Raw genomic sequence first — 20,697 nt, forward strand, 5'->3', positions numbered from 1 at the left:
GCGGCGCGCGGCCGGCTTTGAACCGGCTCTCAGACGCGAGGCGGCCGACGCGGCGGATTGGGCGGCGGCGGCGAGGGAAGGGCGGCGATGAAGTCGGGCCAGCCAGGCCTCGCCGCATGCGTCGCCATGGCCGGGCTCATGCCGGGCAGGGTCTGGCATTCTCCGCATCCGCCCAACTCGGCGGCGCAGTGGGCGTGGCCGCCGCTGACTGCTTGCGCCGCGGCCGTGCCGTGGCCGAGGGCATAGGATGGACCGGCGCGGCCAAGGGCGCCGTCGGCGTGAACCGCGGCGTTGGCCAAGGGCAAGGCCTGCCAGAGCATGAACAGCAGCAGGGCCAGCCGGGTGATGGATTTGAATGCAGAAAGTCTCAATGCCCGTTTCCCATGAATCGCAGCGCAATCTAAATCAGGATCGGGGGGCTGGCAAGCCTAGATTCAGGCTTGAGCGCCAAGCGACGATATTTCCATGTTAATTAAATGGCATTTATCATGCCAATATCTTAATTGGAACTATTTATTAGTTTAAAAACTCTACCTTTGCTGCGTGCGCCGGGAAAAGGTCCGCGCGCATGCTTGACTCTAAGGTTGAATGGAAAATGATCAGTAGAAGACGAGTTTTGGCTTGGAGCGGGGCCTTGCCCCTGCTGGCGCCGTTGGCGGCCAGCGCATTGAGTTCCGCTTGCGCCAGCGCGGCCGGGACGGCCAAAAGCTATCGGGTGGACGCCAGTCTGCTGTCCGAAAACCAGGATTCCAGAGTACGCAATCTGGTCTTCCATTACACCGCCGTGCCCAACGGCCTGGCGCTGGAAATGCTCACCCAGGGCCAGCACGGCGCCAGCGCGCACTACCTGGTGCCGGATGCCGCATTGCTGGGCATGTCCAACAAGGTGTACCAATTGGTGCCGGAGGAGCGCAGAGCCTGGCATGCCGGGCGCAGTTACTGGCAAGGGGACCGGCTGATCAACTCCAGCTCCATCGGCATCGAGATCGTGAACCTGGGCTATCCGTCTCCGGAAGAGGACGAACTGCCCTTGATGCGGCGGCAGTGGTTCGACTTCGATGAGGCGCAGGTCTCGGTGGTGGCGCAACTGGCGGCGGACATCATCGCGCGGCATCAGATTCCGCCGCACAAGGTGGTGGGGCATTCCGACGTGTCGCCGGGACGCAAGGTGGACCCGGGGCCGAAGTTCCCCTGGGAGCGTTTGTACCGCGACTACAATATCGGCGCCTGGCCGGAACGCGAGGCGGTCGAGTTCTACCTGCGCCGGGCGCCTTATCGCGGCGACGTGCGGGATCTGCAGAAACGCTTGCTGGATTACGGCTACGAGGCGCCGCAAACCGGCGTGCTGGACAAAGAGAGCCAGGACGTGGTGGCGGCCTTTCAGATGCATTTCCGGCCTGCGCGCTACGACGGCGCGCCGGATGCCGAGACTTCCGCGATTCTGGACGCCTTGCTGGAAAAATACTTCGACCGGCCGCGTCCGGGACGGACGCCGGGCTCGAAACCGGCCGCTGCGCCGAAGAAGGACAATGGAAAGGGCAGCGATACCTGGCCGCTGACGCCTTAGAACCTGTTCAATGTCTGCTGGGCTTCGTGAGGCGTGGCGCAGTGAGTACCGCTTCGGCCTGCTCATGCGCCACGCCAACATTCCTCTTTCTCAGCCGTTTTCGTCTTGTTTCGCCCTTGCTCGCGGGGCATAGAACAGATGCTTATCAGGTTTCATCCTCGCCGGCGCTCAGGCCGGCGGAGCCAAGGGACGGCTAGCCGTCCCTTTTTTGTCGCCGTCCGTCGGGCGGCCGGCCATGCCGGCCAAGGAGGGTGGGCGGCCGCGCTTAGTTTGTGCCATAACGATAATCAGACGGCGTCATTTAGAGTTATTAAGCACTTTCTGCATAAACAAGCATTTATTAGTAAGAAACACTTATTTCTAAAACAAAATAATTTGTAATAAAAACTATCAAATAGCCCTTTCAATTTAAATGCCACTTGTACTAGAATGCAATTGAACTGGTTGAGCTTATAAAAAAAGCCGAAACCTAAAAGTAATTGCTTACTAATTGCGGGATTTGGAAAGGAAGGTCGAAAATGAAACGTCTGCACGCACTTGGACTGGCAGCCCTGCTTTCCGCTCTTTCTACCGCAGCAATGGCCCAAGGCGGCCAAGTCCATTTCTACGGCGCCATCGTTGAAGGCGGCTGCAGCGCCCAAACTCACGAAGTGGCTAGCGCCGACGCGGCCCGCGCCAAGCCGGCTCTCGAACTCAATCAATGCGCCAGCCCGGCCAAGCTGACGCTGGATAGCGAAGCCGCCGCCCAGCAAGGCAAGATCGCCAGCCTGAACGTGCGTAAAGGCGAGAACCAGTTCAGCAGCCGCGATTTGCTGCGGAGCGCCACCGCCCGGGCCGGCGCGGTGAACCTGGTGGTCAACTACTTCTGATTGCAGTCCAAATCTGCTCAATAAATCAGCAAAAAACCCATTCAGCATTGACTGAGTGGGTTTTCTTTATTTGAAGTGTTGTTTTATTGCAAATATCGCTCAATCCTTAACAAACCCCTGAAATAAAACAAATATTCAAGATTGATTCATCAAATCGTTTAAAGTCGACGAGGCGTGTTTTTGCATAGATTTTAAAGAAAAAATTTAATATGAAACAAAAAAATCTACGCAATGGTTCCGCTTGATACTATGCGTCTGCGTTCCAGTACTGCAGGTCAGCACTGGCGGATGGTCCGCGACGCGGCATGCGAGGCTGCTGTGCGGTTTGAGAATGATTACCCTAGTCGGAGTCAAGAATGAAAAAATTTGTATTTGCTGGTTCCCTGATGGCTGTTGCCGCTTCCTCCATTTTCGCCGCCGCCGGCACCCTGGATGTTAAGGGCGAAATCGTTACCGCAGCTTGCGGCCTGGATTCCAAGAGCGTGAACCTGGAAGTGGGTCTGGGCAAAGTGCCGACCCATGTGTTCAAGAAAGTGGGCGACCGTTCGGCTCCGACCCCGTTCCAAATGACCCTGACCGACTGCACCACCACCACGCTGAAGACCGTGGCTGTGATGTTCTCCGGCACCGCTGGCTCCAACAATGAACTGATGGCTCTGAAGAGCGGCGGCGCCAAAGGCGTGGGCGTTCGTCTGGTGAACACCAATAACGGCGACCAGATCAAGCTGAACCAGTACGGCACCGCCCTGAACCTGGTTGACGGCAACAACACCCTGAACTTCAGCGCTGCATACGAAGCCGACGGCGCCAAAGCCGGCGACGCCGTAACCGTGACCCCGGGTCAAGCGGATGCCTTCGCCGTATTCGATCTGCAGTACAAGTAATCCGCAGTTCGATTCAATAACGGAACCAAGCAAGGTTCCGGCTCCTGTTTCCTTGTGCCCTGAAGGTCTCATCGCTTAGGCGATGGTCTGGCCTGGTTTGTCCGCTGTCAGCAATGAGTAGTCTGCAAACCAGGGCATGAGGATAGTCATCTGCAAGCATTCCCCCAAGGCATACCCCTGCGCCTGACAAGCGGCGCGGCTTCGTCATTGCCTGACGGGACAGATTCAAGGCCGGCGCGCTTCGACGCGACGGCGTGTTTTGGGCCAGGCTGCCGCAGGCGGCGCGCACTTAAATCGGGATATCGGCAGGCATGAACAAGCATCGCATTTACATTGTGGCAGTGGCGCTGACGCTGGGCCCTTGCATTGCGCATGCGGTGGAGTTCAACGACGCCTTTTTGCAGCTGGACCCGAGCAGCAGCGTGAGCCTGGAGCAGTTCGAGCAGGCCGGTTATATCGTGCCCGGCCGCTATATCGCCGATGTGTATCTGAACCAGCGCTTTTTGCAGCAGCTGGAGCTGGATTTCCGCCCGGAAGGCGCGGATCAGACCGTGCGCCCGTGTTTGCCGCCGGATTTGATTCGCCAGCTGGGCCTGCGCTCCGGCATCGTCTGGCCGCAGAACGAGCAGTGCGTCGATTTGTCGGCGGTCAGCGCCGCAAAAGTGCGCTACAGCAAGAGCAACGCGCGCCTGGACATCTCGGTGCCGCAGGCGGAACTGGCGTATCGCGATGAAGACTACGCGCCGCCGGAGACCTGGAACGACGGCGTGCCGGCCGCGATGCTGGATTACCGCGTATTCTATCAGCGCACCGACAACGGTCTTGGCGCCAGCAGCAGCAAGACAACCAGTTACGGCGTGGCCGGCGCCAACGCCGGCCCCTGGAGGCTGCGCTCCAATTACCAGTACGACGACAGCGCGACTAACCGCAGCCGTCTGAGCTGGAACAATACTCAGGTGTATCGCGATCTGCGTGGCATGCAGGCGCGTCTGACCCTGGGCGAAGTCTTCAAGACTTCCGAGATTTTCGATGCCTTCTCCATGCGCGGCGCCACGCTGAACAGCGACGACCGCATGATCCCGCAAAGCCTGCGCGGCTACGCGCCGCAGGTCAACGGCGTGGCCAAGACCAACGCCAAGGTGACCATCCGCAATCAAGGGCGGGTGCTGTACACCACCAATGTGCCGCCGGGCCCGTTTTCCATCCGCGATCTGAACAGCAGCACGCAAGGGCAGCTGGATGTGACCGTGGAGGAGGCGGACGGCAGCCAGCAGACCTTCACCGTCAATACCGCCTCGGTGCCCTTCCTGACGCGCAACGGCATGTGGCGTTACAAGGCGGCCATTGGCCAGGCGGATCAGAACGGCAGCGCGTCGCACCCGAACGTGGCCAGCGCCGAGGCGTCCTACGGCCTGACGCAGACCTTGTCGCTGTACAGCGGCTTCATCGCGTCCGCCGACTACCGTTCGCTGGCGATGGGCTTCGCCAAGGATCTCGGCAACTGGGGCGCTTTGTCCGCCGACGTGACCCAGGCCAACGCCCAATTGCGCGGCGGCCTGAATATGGCCGGCCGTTCTTACCGTTTCAACTACGCCAAGAAGTTTGAAAGCCTGGACGCGGACATCCGTCTGTTCGGCTACCGCTTCTCGGACCGCAACTTCCGTTCCTTCGGCCAATTCCTCAGCGACCTGGACGGCCAGAACTATATCAGCGACAAACAGCGGGTGGGCATGACCGCCAGCAAGACTTTCGGCCAGACCAATGTGTTTCTGTCGGCTGAAAAGTCCACTTATTGGAACGCCACCGCCACCCAGCGCGTGGATCTGTCGCTGAGCCGCGACGTCAATATCGGGTCCTTGCGCAACGTCAGCCTCAATCTGTCGGTGCAGAACCTGCGCGACCAGACCGGCAGCAGCAACCGTGTCTACCTGGGTTTGAGCATGCCGCTGGAGAACAACCGCCGCATCGGCTACGACGTGCAGGGCAGTGCCGGCAACACCAATCACACCGTCCGTTACTCGGACAGCAGCAACCCCAACCACAGCTACAACGTGGCGATGAGCGCGGACACCCGTTCCGGCAAGCCCTTGGTGTCCGGCGACTATCATTACACCGGCCGCGTCATGCAGGCCGACGTCTCGGCCAGCAAGCAGCAGGGCGGTTACAGCAGCCTGTCCGCGGGCTTGGGCAGCTCGCTGGTGCTGCACGCCGGGGGCCTGACCATGGGCAATAGCTACGGCGGCGAAACCCGCATGCTGGTGGACACCGACGGCGTGGCCGGCGTGCCGGTCTACGGCGTGTCGGCGCAGACCGACCGCAACGGCTACGCGATGCTGAGCAGCGTGGCGCCGTATTACAGCCAGGACGTGCGCCTGGACGACGACAATATGCCGGATTCGGTGGAGGCCAGTTCCGCGGTGCGCCGCGTGGTGTTGACCGAAGGCGCGGTGGGGCGCACCGAGTTCCCGGTCAAGGTCGGACGCAAGGCCTTGCTGACGGTGCGGCTGCCGGATGGCAAAATGCCGCCTTTGGGCGCCACCGTCAGTGACGTGGCCGGCAAGCGCGACGTCGGCATGGTGGGCGACGGCGGTCTGACCTTCGTCACCGGCTTGAGCCCGACGCCCAAGCTGGAAATCTCCTGGGGCAAGACGCGTTGCCGCGTGGACCCGCTGCCGGCCGATTACGAGTTGAGCCAGGGCAGCCGCGACATGGTGTGCGCGCCTCTCGCAGAATAAAGAATAAGGAATCGATATGAAAACGTTTCATCGCGCACTGGGGCTGGCGGGCGTGCTGGCCGCGCTGACCGCGCCGCTGGCGGCTCAGGCCAACATCCTGCTGGACCGCACCCGGATGATTTATCTGGAGCAGGACAAGAACGTCAGCATGGTGCTGAGCAACAAGAACCCGGAGCAACCTTATCTGGTTCAATCCTGGCTCAGCGACGGCGAGGGCAAACGTCTGGCTTCCCCCTTCCTGGTGCTGCCGCCGCTGCAACGCATCGAGGCCGGCGAGAAGGGCGTGGTGCGCTTGAGCCGCATTCCTGACCCCAGCCTGCCGTCCGATCGGGAATCGCTGTTTTATCTGAACGTGCAGGAAGTCCCGCCCAAGAGCGATAAGGACAATGTGCTGCAACTGGCGATCAAGTCGCGCATCAAGGTGTTCTACCGTCCTAAGGAAGCGCAATTGCCGCGCGGCGAAAACCCGGCCAACAAGCTGCAGCTGAGCTTCGACGCCGCCGCCGGCAAGCTGGTGTTCAAGAACCCCAGCCCCTATCACCTGACCCTGGTGGGCTTGGAACTGCCGGGCGACAAGAAGCCGCGCGATATGGACGGCCTGATGGTGCCGCCCAAGGGCGAGGCCCGTTTTGCGCTGAAGGCGCTGCCGGCCAGTCTGAAGCTGAGCAATATCAATGATTTCGGCGCTCAGGACACCTTTACCTTCGTTTGCGCGGACGGCCAGTGCCAGTACCGCGAAGACAAGAAATAATTCCGCAGGCGCACAGCGCAGGGAGAGCCCATGTTGAATCGTCGTTTGCCGCGTTTGCTGTTGATGGCCGCGCTGGCCATGCTGCCGGCCTTGAGCCACGCTTTGGCGTGCAAGGAAGGGGGGCGCAATGGCAGCGTGATGATTACCGAGGACATAGGCTCCACGGTGGCGGTGCCCATCACCCTGCCAAGCGGCGAGATCATCTGGCACTCCTCGGTGCGCACGGTCAATGTCTCTTGCTACAAAGACCATAATGGCTTGCGGGAGGCGGAGGAGGTGTTCTTCTATCCTAACCCGCGCAAGGACAGTTCTCCGCAGGGGGTGCAGTTTGGCGTGATGTATAACGGGCGCCCCAATTTCGACCCCAATCTGCGGATTGCGACGGGTCAGGTCATTCCGAAGTGCCCGTCCAATATCGCATTGAATCAGTGCCCGACAACGGATTTTTCCTTGAGCTTCCAGGTGGTGATCGCCACCAAGACGCCGTATCCCGGCAATGGGAGCGTCGGCAAGTCGCAGTTTGAAGTCTTGCAGTTCGACGGGGTCGGCGGGATCAACGACATCAAGGGCAGCAATCTGGTTTACAAGGTGACCGGGCTGGACAAGATCCGTTTCATCCAGTGCGCGGTGAAGGTCAGCCTGAATCCGGCCAGCAATGCTTTGGACTTCGGCAAAATCGCCAAAACCGTCAAGGGGCTCAACCCGGCGGTGCCGCGCAGGGACTTTGCCCTGAAGCTTGAGAAAACCTGCGACGATCCGGTCAAGGTCAACGGCTATTTCCGCGGCATCAACGGCAAGGCGGATACCTATACCGCCACTTTGGTGAAAAAGAAGGACAACTCGGATAGCGGGCTTGGCTTGCAACTGTTTTACGGCGACGGACGTCAGCTGCGGCTGGAGCAGTCGGAGTTCCTGGCGGAGTTTTTCAAGGGCGACCGTCAGAAAACCGTGCCGATGTTCGCCACCATCGTCCCCACCAATATGGGCAAGGTGGAAGAAGGCCCGTTCCAGGGCACGGTCAATATCGATCTGGATTATATCTGAGCGGCTCGAGCCCTCTGGTATGAGGGCGGCGAGACGGCGAACTGAATTGGCGTAAGGAGTGGAGCAATGAAATTCAAGGCGATGGTGCTGGCTTTGGCGCTGGCGGCGCCGTTGGCGCAGGCGGCGGACGGCACCTTGAACGTTTTTGGCGAACTGGTGTTGAGCGCCTGCGGTCTGGATCCCAACTCGCAGAGCCTGGAAGTGGGCATGGGTCTGGTGTCCTCGCAGATGTTCCGCAAGATCGGCGACCGTTCCCGCCCGGTGTCCTTCGATATCCGGCTGACCGAGTGCTCCATCGACACCATGACCACGGTGGCGGTGCGTTTCAACGGAGAGGCCGACCGCGACAACGGCGAACTGATGGCGATCAACGGCAGCGCCGCCGGCGTGGGCATCCGCCTGATGGGACCGGGCGGCGGCGACATCGTGCTGGGCCAGTATTCGCCGCTGGTGGGCTTGACCAACGGCAGCAACACCCTGCGTTTCAACGCGATGTACGAATCCACCCGCGCGCCGGTGCCGCAAGGGCAGGAGGGCGGCATCAAGCCGGGTTCGGCCAACGGCCTGGCTCAGTTCGACTTGCGCTATATGTAAGCGCATGCATGAAAACGGCCCTTCCGTCATATGGCGGAAGGGCCGTTTTCGTTTGGAGGCGGCGGACTCAGCCGGCCAGCCAGCTGCCGGGATGCGCCTCCAGCCAGGTTTTGATGCTCCTGGCGTCGTTGACGCGGGCGGCGCTGCCGCCGGCGGCCAGCAACACGATGATCAAGGGCTGGGAGCCCACGGTGGCCTGCAACACCATGCAGCGGCCGGCTTCCTGAATGTAGCCGGTTTTTTGCAGGGAAATTTCCCAGTCGCCTTCGCGCACCAGCGCGTTGCTGTTCTTGTATTGCAGCACGCGGCGGCTCACCGATTGAATCTGGTGCTTCTCCGTGGTGGTGAAGGCGCGGATCAGCGGATAGCCGTGCGCGGCGCGGACCATGCGGGCCAAGTCGGCGGCGGTGGAGGTGTTGCGCATGTCCAGGCCGGTGGCGTCGTAAAAGATGGTCTCGCTCATGCCCAGGCTGCGGGCTTTGCGGTTCATGCGTTCCACGAAGGTGGCGCTGCCGCCCGGCAAGGCGGTGCGGGCCAGCGTGGCGGCGGCGCGGTTTTCCGACGACATCAGCGCCAGCAGCAGCATTTCCTTGCGGCTGAGGGTGGTGCCCACCGCCAGGCGCGAGGAGGTGTTTTTCACCCGGTCTATCTCGGCGTCGGATACCGTCACCTCCTGATCCAGCGAGGCGCCGGAATCCAGCAGCACCATGGCCGTCATCAATTTGGTGATGGAGGCGATGGGCATGCGTTGGTGGATGTTCTTTTGGTACAAGGGTTCGCCGGTGATGCCGTTGAGCACCAAGACCGAATGCGAATTCAGCCGCGGAACGGATAGGTCGGCCATCTGCGAGGCCACCATCACGCTGGACGGCGCACCTGCCAGCACCGGCATGGCTAACGCCGCGGATACCAGCAGGCTTGCAATTTTCTTGATCATGCTTCACTCCAGGGAGAGCGGATATTAACGAATCTCGGACCGAAAAATAGGCTCGCGGCGTTTGCGCCGCAAGCCGTGTTTTATGCTCGGTCTAACTGTATTTTAAACAATGTTTTGACTGTGTATAGCCTGAATCGCAGCTTTTTTATATGCAGGCGCATCGGGGGTGTGAAGCGGGGGCGAACCGCGTAGAATCAGGCTATCTCCTCCGATGTCTCGACCCATGCTGCGCACCTATCCCAACAGTCCGTTCAAACTGCATCAACCATTCGAACCGGCCGGCGATCAGCCCGGCGCCATCGTCCAATTGCTGGAAGGGCTGGGCGACGGCCTGTCCTACCAGACCTTGCTGGGGGTCACGGGTTCCGGCAAAACCTACACCATGGCCAACGTCATCGCCCAAAGCGGACGCCCGGCCATCATCATGGCGCACAACAAAACGCTGGCGGCGCAGCTCTACAGCGAGATGCGCGAGTTCTTTCCGGAAAACGCCGTCGAGTATTTCGTGTCCTACTACGACTACTATCAGCCGGAAGCCTATGTGCCCAGCCGCGATCTTTTCATCGAGAAAGATTCCAGCATCAACGAGCACATCGAGCAGATGCGCTTGTCGGCGACCAAGTCCATTCTGGAACGGCCGGACTGCATCATCGTCGCCACCGTCTCCGCCATTTACGGCATTGGCGACCCCTCCGACTACCATCAGATGATTCTGCATCTGAAGGAAGGGGAGACGCTGGCGCAGCGCGACATCATCAGCCGGCTGGCCACCATGCAGTACGATCGCAACGATATGGATTTCGGCCGCGGCACCTTCCGCGTGCGCGGCGATGTGATCGACATCTATCCGGCGGAAAGCAGCGACACCGCGCTGCGCGTCAGCATGTTCGACGACGAAGTGGAAACGCTGACCCTGTTCGATCCCCTGACCGGCACGACCAAGCAGCGGGTGGGGCGCTTCACGGTGTTTCCCTCCAGCCACTACGTGACGCCGCGCGACACCGTGCTGCGCGCCTGCGAGCACATCAAGGAAGAACTGCGCACGCGCCTGGAGTGGTATCAGAAAGAGGGCAAGCTGGTGGAGGCCCAGCGCCTGGAGCAGCGCACCCGCTTTGACCTGGAAATGCTGTACGAGATGGGCTTTTGCAAAGGCATCGAAAACTATTCCCGGCACTTCTCCGGCCGGGGCCCCGGCGATCCGCCGCCGACGCTGATCGATTACCTGCCCAAGAACGCCTTGATGTTCATCGACGAATCCCATGTCACCGTGCCCCAGGTGGGCGCCATGTACAAGGGCGACGCCGCGCGCAAGGCCAATCTGGTGGAGTACGGCTTCCGCCTGCCGTCGGCCACCGACAACCGGCCGTTGAAATTCCACGAATTCGAATTGCTGATGCCGCAAACCGTGTTCGTGTCCGCCACCCCGGCCAACTACGAGAAAGAACACGCCGGCCAGGTGGTGGAACAGGTGGTGCGTCCCACCGGCCTGGTGGACCCGGAGATGGAGGTGCGGCCGGTAGCCACCCAGGTGGACGATCTCTTGTCCGAAATCCGTCTGCGCATGGAACGCGGCGAACGGGTGCTGGTGACCACGCTGACCAAGCGCATGGCCGAGCAACTGGCCGACTACTATACCGAGCACGGCATCAAGGTGCGCTATCTGCACAGCGACATCGATACCGTGGAACGGGTGGAAATCCTCCGAGATCTGCGCTTGGGCGTGTTCGACGTGCTGATCGGCATCAATCTGCTGCGCGAAGGCCTGGATATTCCGGAAGTCAGCCTGGTGGCCATCCTGGACGCGGACAAGGAAGGCTTCCTGCGTTCGGACCGTTCGCTGATCCAGACCATAGGCCGCGCCGCGCGCAACCTCAACGGCAGGGCCTTGCTCTACGCGGACCGCATCACCGATTCCATGAAGCGGGCGATGGACGAAACCGAGCGCCGCCGCGCCAAGCAGATGGCTTTCAACGCCGAGCACGGCATCGTGCCCAAGGGCGTGCAGAAGAAGATCAAGGACATCATCGACGGCGTTTACAGCGTGGAGGACGAACGCAAGAAGCTGGTGGACAAGGCCCGCGTGGCGATGTTGGACGAAAAGTCCCTGGCCAAGGAAATCAAGCGTCTGGAGAAGGAAATGATGGAGGCCGCGCGCAATCTGGAGTTCGAAAAGGCGGCCGGCCTGCGCGACCAGCTCAAGCATCTAAAAGAACAGGCCTGGATCAACGAGCTGTAAGAGCCTGTTCATAATCTGCTGCGCTGTGTGAAGCCTTGCACGACGAGTAGCGGGGCTTCCAGCTGACAGGCCCTGCCTTGTCCGGTCTTGTCCGCGAGACGCCCCGCTCGATGCCGAGCGGGGCGTCGTCTTTTCAGCGCGCGTCCTCCGCGTGCCGGCGGCGGTAGCGCTGCGCCAAGGCCGCGCAGGCCATCAGCTGGATCTGATGGAACAGCATCAGCGGCAGCACGATGGAACCCAGCGCCGGCGCGGCGAACAACACCTTGGCCATGGGCACGCCGCTGGCCAGGCTTTTCTTGGAGCCGCAGAACACGATGGTGATCTGGTCCGCGCGCGAGAAGCCCAGCTTGCGGCTCAGCAAGAGGGTGATGGCCAGCAGCAGGCCCAGCAAGACCAGGTTGACCAGCAGCAGCGCGGCCAGCGCCTGCGGCGGCGTTTGTCGCCACAGACCGCTGATCACCGCGGCGCTGAAGGCGGTATAGACCACCAGCAGAATGGAGCCCTGATCGACGTAGCGCAGCAAGCCCTTGTTGCGGTCCACCCAACCGCCTATCCAGCGACGGGCGATCTGGCCGGCGATGAAGGGCAGCAGCAACTGCATCACGATGTCCAGCACCGGCCCCCAACCCTGGCCGGCGCCGTGGTGCTTGACCACCAGCAGGCTGACCAGGAGCGGCGTGATGAAGATGCCCAGGATGTTGGAAGCGGTGGCGCTGCAAATGGCGGCCGGCACATTGCCTTGCGCCATGGAGGTGAAGGCGATGGACGATTGCACGGTGGAAGGCAGCATGCACAGATAGAGAACGCCGAGATAGAGTTCCGGCGTCAGCAGGGGCTGCAAGACGGGCCGCAAGGCCAGGCCGAGCGCGGGGAAGAGCAGGAAGGTGCAGCTCAGCACCACCAGGTGCAGCCGCCAATGCGCGGCGCCGGCCAGCACCGCCTCGCGCGACAACTTGGCGCCGTGCAGAAAGAACAACAACGCAATCGCCAGATTGGTGATGAGGTTGAAGGCGGCGGCGACATCGCCGGAGCAGGGCAGCGCGGTGGCCAGCGCGACGGTGGCGAGCAGGGACAGCGTGAAGGCGTCGAGTAGTTTGGGCATGGGGCGATGCGGCGATGGCAAGGGATGCCGCTATTGAACCGCAGCTCAATTGAGAATACAAATGCATTTATCTGATCAATTGATGAGTAATTGATATGAATGTGACTTTGCGCCAACTGCGAGTGTTCCAGGCCGTGATCGAGCTGGGCGGCTTCAGCCGCGCCGGCGACGCGCTGGGCCTGACCCAGCCGGCGGTCAGCCGCGCGGTGCGGGAGCTGGAACAGGCTCTGGATCTGCGCTTGTTCGACCGCACCACGCGCGAGGTGGAGCCCACCGCCGCGGCTCGCCGTTTGCAGGGAAAGCTGACGCGGGTGCTGGAGGCGCTGCAGGACGCGCTGGGCGAAGCCCGGATGGAGGGCGCGCAGGCGCACGGCGTGGTGCGGGTGGCCAGCAGCCCCACCTTGTCGGCCAGCCTGATGCCTTTGTTGATCGCGCGGTGCCGGCAGCGCTATCCGCAGCTGAAGCTGGTGTTGCACGACCAGGTGCAGCGCCTGAACATAGACGCGGTCACGGGCGGACAGGTGGATTTCGGCCTGGTGGTGGAGCCCGACGCGGCCGCGGCGCTGGACAGCGAGCCCCTGCTGGAGGACGACTTCTGGCTGGTGTGCCGCAGCGACCACGCCTTGGCCGGCCAGGACGCGGCGCATTGGTCGCAACTGGACGGCCAGCCGCTGGTCTTGCTGGACCACAGCTCGGGCAGCCGCCGGCTGATAGACGACTTGCTGGCCCGGCACGGCCTGGCCTGCGAAGTGGCGCAGCAATTGGGGCACTCGCAGTCGGTGTTCCGCATGGTGGCGGCCGGCCTGGGCCTCAGCGTCGCGCCGGGACTGGCCATGCCGCCGCCCGCCGGCGGCGGCTTGAGCGTATTGCCCTTGCTGCCGGTGGAGAGGCGCCGCATCGTCTTGATCAAACGGCCCAACCGTTCCTTGTCGCCGCTGGCGCGGAAAGTGTGGCAGCTGGCGCTGGAAATGCGCGAGGAACTGGCCGCCGCGGCACGGCCGGCCGCCTGGGGCGGCTGAGCTCGCCGAGCCGCGCCGGCTGGAAAAGACGAAGGCGGCGGGCTATTTAGATACTACAGGGGCAAAAACGAGATCCGGACCGCCGCGCGGCCAAGCACAGCGCGGCGGGGCGCGGTCGCGGAAGCTCGCAGCCGGCGTCGATAGTGAAAACAGCCAGCACGAGATGGGCTAGATGGGGGAGACGATGCCGCAAATCTTGGTGGTTGACGACGAAGCCGTGTCCCGGCAATTCCTGACCGCGGTATTGCGGCAGCTGGGCATGGGCAAGATTTCCGAGGCGGTCGACGGCCTGGACGCGCTGATGCAACTGGACGCCGGCGACCGGGCCTTTGATCTGATTTTTTGCGATCTGGACATGCCGCGCATGGACGGCGTCGAGTTCGTGCGTCATTTGGGCGAGAGGGCTTATTGCGGCAAATTGCTGATCACCAGCGGTTTCGACGAAAGAGTGCTGGACAGCGTGGCGGATCTGGCGCGAATGTACGCGCTGCGTTTGTGCGGCGTCTTGCCCAAGCCGGTGGATCCGGAGCAATTGCTGGCGATGCTGGCCGCGCCCGTCGCGCCCGGGGAAGCGGTGTGCCTGCCTTTGGAACGGATCAACAGCGAGGAACTGCGCCTGGGCATAGAGCGCGGCGAGGTGGTGCCGTTTTTTCAGCCGCAGGTGGATGTGGCCAGCGGCCGGGTGTTGAGCGTGGAAGTGCTGGCGCGCTGGCTGCATCCGCAGCTGGGCTTGCTCGGGCCGTTGCAGTTCATCGAACTGGCGGAACAAAGCGGCCTGATCACGCAGATGACCAAGCGTTTGTTCGCGGACGCGTCGCAAGCGCTCAAACGCCTGGACGCGCGGCAGCGTCTGGACATGTCGGTCAATCTTTCCATGCAATCCCTGAAGGACTCCAGTCTGGTGGCTGCTTTGGTCGCGATTGCGAACGAAGCCGATCTTGAGATGTCCCGGGTGACGTTCGAGGTCACGGAAAGCGGCGTGATGGCGGACCCGGCCTCGGCGCTGGAAATCATGACGCGCTTGCGTCTGAAAGGCGCCGGCCTGGCAATTGACGATTTCGGCACCGGCTTCGCCAGCATGGACCGGCTGGCGCGCATCCCGTTCACCGAATTGAAAATCGACAAGGGCTTCGTCATCGACGCCGCGAGCAACGCCACCAACCGCTCCATTTTCCTGGCCAGCGTGGAATTGGGCCGCCGGTTGGGCTTGAAAGTGGTGGCCGAGGGCGTGGCTTCCGAGGCCGAGTGGGGCTTGTGCCAGGCATTCGGCGTATCGGCGGCCCAAGGTTCCCTGATCTCCCCGCCGGTGGACGAGGCCTCCTTCGCCGAGTGGCTGGCGAATTGCGGCGGAGGCGTGCCGCAGTCGGCGCGGGATTGGGTATTCATTGCAGCGCACACCTAAGCGAGAAAACCATGAAACGACTTGGAATCCTGTTGTTGCTGCTCGGCCTGGCCGCCGCGGCGCCCTTGGCCGCGGCGGTCGACGCTTTGGCCAAGCCCGCCGGCAAGGCGGTGCTGGTGATCAGCGGCAACGTCGGCCAAAAAAACCAGGGCGACGTCGCCGCCTTCGACATGGCCATGCTGGCCAAACTGCCTCAGCGCAGTTTCAGCACCCACACGCCGTGGTACCCGGGCTTGACCCGCTTTTCGGGGCCCTTGCTGCGCGACGTGCTGGCCGCCGCCGGCGCCCACGGCAAACTGTTGAAAGCAGTGGCGCTGAACGACTACAAGACCGATATCCCCTTTGACGACGCCAGCCGCTTCGACGTGATCCTGGCGACTCAGATGAACGGTAAACCGATGCCGGTGCGGGAAAAAGGGCCCTTGTTCATCGTCTACCCCTACGATTCGCAAGAAGAGCTGCGTTCGGAGCTGTATTACAACCGTTCCGCCTGGCAACTCAAATCCCTGCAGGTGCATTGAGCGCGATGAAGACGCCGCAGCGAAGCTATTCCGCCTGGCGCAGCCTGATCTTGATCGGGGCGACGCTGGCCTGCGTGTTCGCCGGAGTGGCCTATATCCAGGTGCGGCAGGCGGACATGCTGAACACCGCGGCGCGCTACGAAGGCGACAATATCGTATGGGCCTACTTTCAGCTCGAAACCGAATCGATGCGGCTGCAGACGACGATAGAACATGTGCTGAACCATGAGCAGGACCGGGCCGAACTGCAGGAGCGCTACGACATCTTCGTCAGCCGCGTGGGCGTGGTCGACCACGGCCTGTATTCCAGCCTGCTGGACGGCACCCAGGAATACCAGCAGGCCCGGCCCAAACTGGACGCCTTCATCCGCAAGGCCGACGCCTATTTCGGCCGCCAATCCGGCGCGGAGTTGGAACTGGACGGCCTGCGGCGGCTGGACACCGAACTGGACTTGCTGAGCGGTCCGCTGCACGACCTGTCGCTGGTGGCCAACCAGCGCATGGCGGAACAGGTGGACGCGCGCAATAAAAGCATGCAGCAGCACATCGTGGTCAGCAATTGGCTGATGGCCTTCGAATGGGCGCTGATCCTGGGCTTCGCCACCATCGTGGTGCGGCAGCTGCGGCAACTGGAACGCCGGCGCCACGAACTGGAGGAATTGACCGACGTGCTGGAGCAGGCTCGGGTCCAGGCCGAGGCCGGCAGCATGGCGAAAAGCGTGTTTCTCGCCAATATGAGCCATGAAATCCGCACCCCGCTCAACGGCGTGCTGGGCATGCTCTCCTTGCTGGGGGATTGCAATCCCACGCCGGTGCAGGCCGATTACATCAAGACCGCCGAAGAATCCGCCCGCCACCTGATGGCCCTGTTGAACGACGTGCTGGACGCCAGCAAGCTGGAATCGGGCAAGCTCGATCTGCTGCCCACGGTGTGCAATCTGCGACAACTGCTGCTGCAATGCGAAAGCCTGATGCGCGGACAAGCGGTGTCCAAAGGGCTGGCCATGCGCATGGCGCTGGATTTGAACGTGCCCGAATGGGTGTTGTGCGATCCCACCCGCTTGCGGCAGATCCTGCTCAATCTGCTCAGCAACGCGATCAAGTTCACCGAGATCGGCGCGGTAACCATACAGGCGGAAGCCGCGGAATCGGGCTCGGAAGCCGGCGCCGTGCTGCGGATCACGGTTCGGGACACCGGCATCGGCATGGACGACGCCACGCTGGCGCGCTTGTTCAAGCGTTTCTCCCAGGGCGACAGCTCCACCGTGCGTCAGTACGGTGGCAGCGGCCTGGGGCTGGAGATTTCCCAGAACCTGGCGCAGCTGATGGGCGGCGACATCACCGTGCACAGCGCGCTGGGCGCCGGCAGCGTCTTCGTGCTGTCGCTGCCTTTGCAGGCGATGAACGCGCCGGAGGGCCGGGCCAAGACGGGCTCGGAAGCGGACCCGGCGGGGCTGGAGCGTCAGCTGCGCGTCCTGGTGGTGGACGACAATCCGATCAACCGCAAATACATGCAGGCGATGCTGCAAAAGCAAGGGCATCTGGTCACCGTGATCCAGGACGGCGCGGAAGCCGTGGAGGCGGCCGCCCGGCAGCCCTTCGACTTGGTCTTGATGGACTTGCACATGCCGGCGATGGACGGCATCGAGGCGACCGGGCATTTGCGCGAGCGCGCGATGACGCCGGGGATGAAGATCGTCGCGCTGACGGCGGACGTCCTCGCGGAAACGCGGGACAAGGCTCTGGCCGGCGGCCTGGACGATTTCCTGGCCAAACCGCTGCATGTGACGGAGTTCCACGCCATGCTGGAGCGTCAGTTCGGCAATGGGCCGGCGCGGGAGCCGAACACCGAGCCCACCTTGCTGCCGGCCTTGCTGGACGTGGCGATGATCGAAAAAATGACCGAAATGCTGACCCTGGAAAAATACCGGGAGCTGGTGGCGCAATTCTTCGCCGGCAAGGTGGGCCGGGTCGACGAGCTGCTGGCCGCCGCGCTGGCCGGTCAGCGAGATCAGGTGCGACGCCACTCGCACAATCTGAAGGGGGCCGCGCTGACCCTGGGCTTCAGCGCGCTGGGCGGATCCTGCGCCGGGCTGGAGCGCTTGGCGCTGGCGGCGGAGGAGGGCTTGGCCGACGAGGCGGAAAGAGTGGGCCTGCTGTTCGACTCGACGCGCAGCGCCTGCATCGCGGCCGGCTATCTGGCCGGCATGGATTTGCCGGCGCTGCGTTAGCGGCGGGGGCGGAGGGAAAATAGCCGGCGCCTTTCTCGCGGACGCGTAGCCGGCGGCGGAAGTGATAAGATCGGGGCGAGTGGGTGCCTGAATCCCATACTGAATAAAAATAGAGAGCCGAAGCCGTCCATGAGCCAGAACGATTGCTTGTCCATTTTATTTGTTTGCATGGGAAACATCTGCCGGTCGCCAACGGCGGAAGGGGTGATGCGCGCCAAGCTGAAGCGCGCGGGCCTGGAGGCGCGGATTGAAGTGGAGTCGGCGGGCACGCACGGCTACCATGTCGGCGAAGCGCCGGACCGGCGCACCTGTCAGGCGGCGCTGCGTCGCGGCTACGACCTGTCCGATTTGCGGGCAAGACAGGTGGAGGCGCGCGATTTCGAGCGTTTCGACTGGATTTTGGCCGCCGACCGGCAAAATTTGGCTTTGTTAAATACCCAATGTCCGCCATCCTATCGGGGCAAGCTGCATTTGCTGCTGGAGCCGCTGTCCGGCGCCGCCCGCGACGTGCCCGATCCCTATTACGGCGGCGCAGGCGGTTTCGACACCGTGCTGGATCTGGTGGAGGCGGCTTGCGACGCCTGGCTGGCCCGCATCGCGGACGCCGAAACGGAGCCGGCGCCATGAAGCCGTTTGACGCGGCGGCGCCGCGCGCGCGGGCTGTTTTTACAATAACCAGAGAAAGCCAAGGACGCGTATGGGGCAGCTGACGAGGGGAAGCGCGGCCAAGAAGCCGCTGGACGTAGTGCCCAGCCACAACGCCGACATTATCTTGCCCAAGCAGGCCGGCAAAGTGCCCTTGGCCAGCCAGGCGGTGATCGTCATCGGCTCTTCCACCGGCGGCACGGAGGCGCTGCGCACCTTGCTGACCGCGCTGCCGGTCTCGATGCCGCCCATCCTGATCACCCAGCATATGCCGGAGATGTTCACCCATTCCTTCGCCACGCGTCTGAACACCTTGTGCAAGCTGACGGTGAAGGAAGCCGAGGACAATGAACGGCTGCAAAACGGCACCGTCTACATTGCGCCCGGTCACTCCCATCTGCTGGTCAAGCCGGCGCCCACCATAGGCTACGCCATCGGCCTGCACGCCGGGCCGCCGGTCAACCGACATCGCCCGTCCGTGGACGTGCTGTTCCGCTCCGCCGCCAATCTGGTGGGCAAGAACTGCATCGGCGTGATCCTGACCGGCATGGGGCGGGACGGCGCCAGCGGCATGCTGGAGCTCAAGCAGGCCGGCGCCTGGAACATCGCCCAGGACGAAGCCAGCTGCGTGGTGTTCGGCATGCCCAAGGAGGCCATCGCCATGGGCGGCGCGCACGAAGTGCTGGCCTTGGAAAGCATCGCCACGCGTTTGTCGGTGCTGGCCACGCAAAAGCAACAACAAGCCGGCGGCTCGGCTTAACCCTCTGATAGAACAAGAAGACATGAAGTATCTCCCTATTCTGGTGGTGGAAGACGACGCGGACCTGCGCGAAGCCATCGTCGACACCCTAAGCCTGGCCGGTTATCCCACCTTGGAGGCCGGCGACGGCGCCGCGGCCCTGGCCAAATTGAAAGAAGCCCCGGTGGGGCTGATCGTATCCGACGCCCAGATGGCACCGATGGACGGCTACGCGCTGTTCGAGGAAGCGAAAAAACGCTATCCCGGCGTGCCCTTCATCCTGATGACCGCCTACGGCGTCATCGAAAGGGCGATTGAACTGCTGCGCGCGGGCGCCGCGCATTACTTGCTCAAGCCTTTCGAGCCGGCCAGCCTGATCGCCGAAGTGGAAAAGCATTTGCTGCGCATGCCCAGCGAGACGAGCGGCGAGGTGGTGGCCGAGTCCGCCGCGATGCGGCAGCTGTTCGCGCTGGCCGGCCGCGTGGCCGGCAGCGACGTCAGCGTGATGATCTCCGGCCCCAGCGGCGTGGGCAAGGAAGTGCTGGCGCGCTACATCCATCGGCACTCCAAGCGCTGCGAAGGGCCTTTCGTCGCGGTCAACTGCGCGGCGATCCCGGAAAACCTGCTGGAGTCCACCTTGTTCGGCCATGAGCGCGGCGCGTTCACCGGCGCGGCCCAGGCCTTGCCGGGCAAGTTCGAACAGGCGCAGGGCGGCACCATCCTGCTGGACGAAGTCACCGAGATGCCGTTGTCGCTGCAGGCCAAGCTGCTGCGCGTGCTGCAGGAGCGGGAAGTGGAGCGCGTCGGCGGCACGCGCACCCTGAAGCTGGACATCCGCGTGCTGGCCACGTCCAACCGCGATTTGCAGGCCGCGGTGGACGCGGGGCAATTTCGCGAGGACCTGTATTTCCGTTTGAACGTGTTCCCGATGCGCATCCCCGCGCTGGCCGAGCGACGCGACGATATTCTGCCGCTGGCACGAATCATGCTTAAAAAGTACGCAGAGGCCGCCGGAAGAGGCAATCTGATCCTGTCCGAGGATGCGGAACGTCATTTGACGGCCTATAGTTGGGAGGGTAACATCCGCGAACTGGAGAATGTGGTGCAGCGGGCGGTGATTCTTGCCGCCGGGGCGGAAATTTTTGCCGCCGACCTGCTGCTGGATCACGACTCCGGCGCGGCTCAGGTTACCCGGACAGCGTCTGAAAAAGACTATTCCGTGTCGGATGAAACCGACATGAAAACGCTAGAGAAACGCCATATTCTGGAAACCTTGACCGCAGTGGGCGGCGTCAAGAAGCTGGCCGCGGAAAAACTGGGCATCAGCGAGCGCACCTTGCGCTATAAATTGCAGCGTTACCGTGATGAAGACGCAGCCGACGGATGTCAGGAGGTTCCAGATGGAAATGGCTTGGAGTAAC

Annotated in this window: 18 protein-coding genes; 15 read left to right on the forward strand and 3 right to left on the reverse strand. The window is 62.6% G+C overall.

Features of this window, described 5'->3' with window-relative positions:
- Positions 1-29: 29 nt before the first annotated feature.
- A complete protein-coding gene (locus HQN78_RS04295; protein ID WP_235088163.1) occupies positions 30-371 on the reverse strand; it encodes a hypothetical protein in 342 nt (113 codons plus the stop codon).
- A gap of 263 nt (positions 372-634) precedes the next feature.
- On the opposite strand from HQN78_RS04295, the gene HQN78_RS04300 reads away from it, so the two are divergent.
- From HQN78_RS04300 to HQN78_RS04330, 7 genes are all read left to right on the forward strand, one after another.
- Entirely contained in the window at positions 635-1,567 is a 933-nt protein-coding gene (locus HQN78_RS04300; protein WP_235088166.1) for an N-acetylmuramoyl-L-alanine amidase, read from the forward strand.
- Between the two features lie 518 nt (positions 1,568-2,085).
- The gene (locus tag HQN78_RS04305; protein ID WP_146176655.1) at positions 2,086-2,436 is read left to right on the forward strand and encodes a hypothetical protein; all 351 of its coding nucleotides are present in this window, start codon (positions 2,086-2,088) and stop codon (positions 2,434-2,436) included.
- Positions 2,437-2,822: 386 nt separating this feature from the next.
- Positions 2,823-3,320, forward strand: a complete 498-nt coding sequence (locus HQN78_RS04310; RefSeq protein ID WP_235088168.1) for a fimbrial protein — start codon at positions 2,823-2,825, stop codon at positions 3,318-3,320.
- A gap of 311 nt (positions 3,321-3,631) precedes the next feature.
- A complete protein-coding gene (locus HQN78_RS04315) occupies positions 3,632-6,055 on the forward strand; it encodes a fimbria/pilus outer membrane usher protein (protein WP_227107850.1) in 2,424 nt (807 codons plus the stop codon).
- A 16-nt stretch (positions 6,056-6,071) separates the two neighbouring features.
- Positions 6,072-6,806, forward strand: coding sequence for a molecular chaperone (locus HQN78_RS04320; protein WP_227107851.1), 735 nt, complete (start codon positions 6,072-6,074; stop codon positions 6,804-6,806).
- Positions 6,807-6,836: 30 nt separating this feature from the next.
- Entirely contained in the window at positions 6,837-7,850 is a 1,014-nt protein-coding gene (locus HQN78_RS04325) for a fimbrial protein (protein WP_082158901.1), read from the forward strand.
- 66 nt (positions 7,851-7,916) lie between these two features.
- Complete coding sequence (locus HQN78_RS04330) at positions 7,917-8,444, forward strand: fimbrial protein (RefSeq protein ID WP_081550751.1); 528 nt, start codon at positions 7,917-7,919, stop codon at positions 8,442-8,444.
- 67 nt (positions 8,445-8,511) lie between these two features.
- Here the strand turns inward: HQN78_RS04330 and HQN78_RS04335 are convergent, their stop codons facing one another.
- Entirely contained in the window at positions 8,512-9,381 is an 870-nt protein-coding gene (locus HQN78_RS04335; RefSeq protein ID WP_107799674.1) for a serine hydrolase, read from the reverse strand.
- A gap of 223 nt (positions 9,382-9,604) precedes the next feature.
- Here HQN78_RS04335 and uvrB point away from each other — a divergent pair, with 223 nt between their 5' ends.
- A complete protein-coding gene (gene uvrB, locus HQN78_RS04340) occupies positions 9,605-11,617 on the forward strand; it encodes an excinuclease ABC subunit UvrB (RefSeq protein ID WP_107799673.1) in 2,013 nt (670 codons plus the stop codon).
- A gap of 133 nt (positions 11,618-11,750) precedes the next feature.
- Here uvrB and HQN78_RS04345 read toward each other — a convergent pair whose 3' ends face one another.
- On the reverse strand, positions 11,751-12,719 hold the full coding sequence (locus tag HQN78_RS04345) for a bile acid:sodium symporter family protein (protein WP_235088170.1): 969 nt from the start codon (positions 12,717-12,719) through the stop codon (positions 11,751-11,753).
- Positions 12,720-12,814: 95 nt separating this feature from the next.
- Between HQN78_RS04345 and HQN78_RS04350 the strand changes: the two genes are divergently transcribed.
- From HQN78_RS04350 to HQN78_RS04380, 7 genes are all read left to right on the forward strand, one after another.
- Positions 12,815-13,738 (forward strand): LysR family transcriptional regulator, encoded by a 924-nt coding sequence (locus HQN78_RS04350; protein WP_107799671.1) that lies wholly within the window; start codon positions 12,815-12,817, stop codon positions 13,736-13,738.
- 184 nt (positions 13,739-13,922) lie between these two features.
- Positions 13,923-15,140, forward strand: a complete 1,218-nt coding sequence (locus HQN78_RS04355) for an EAL domain-containing protein (protein WP_158274295.1) — start codon at positions 13,923-13,925, stop codon at positions 15,138-15,140.
- Between the two features lie 11 nt (positions 15,141-15,151).
- The gene (locus HQN78_RS04360; protein ID WP_107799669.1) at positions 15,152-15,661 is read left to right on the forward strand and encodes a molybdopterin-dependent oxidoreductase; all 510 of its coding nucleotides are present in this window, start codon (positions 15,152-15,154) and stop codon (positions 15,659-15,661) included.
- 5 nt (positions 15,662-15,666) lie between these two features.
- Positions 15,667-17,892, forward strand: coding sequence for an ATP-binding protein (locus tag HQN78_RS04365; RefSeq protein WP_235089757.1), 2,226 nt, complete (start codon positions 15,667-15,669; stop codon positions 17,890-17,892).
- A gap of 129 nt (positions 17,893-18,021) precedes the next feature.
- Entirely contained in the window at positions 18,022-18,519 is a 498-nt protein-coding gene (locus HQN78_RS04370; RefSeq protein ID WP_255701213.1) for a low molecular weight protein-tyrosine-phosphatase, read from the forward strand.
- Positions 18,520-18,589: 70 nt separating this feature from the next.
- On the forward strand, positions 18,590-19,297 hold the full coding sequence (locus HQN78_RS04375; RefSeq protein ID WP_235088175.1) for a chemotaxis protein CheB: 708 nt from the start codon (positions 18,590-18,592) through the stop codon (positions 19,295-19,297).
- Positions 19,298-19,319: 22 nt separating this feature from the next.
- Positions 19,320-20,696: a sigma-54 dependent transcriptional regulator gene (locus tag HQN78_RS04380; RefSeq protein WP_107799666.1), complete on the forward strand. Its 1,377-nt coding sequence runs from the start codon at positions 19,320-19,322 to the stop codon at positions 20,694-20,696.
- The last annotated feature ends 1 nt before the right edge of the window (position 20,697 follow it).

The sequence above is a fragment of the Chromobacterium sp. Beijing genome, assembly GCF_021496765.1.
Lineage (GTDB): Bacteria > Pseudomonadota > Gammaproteobacteria > Burkholderiales > Chromobacteriaceae > Chromobacterium.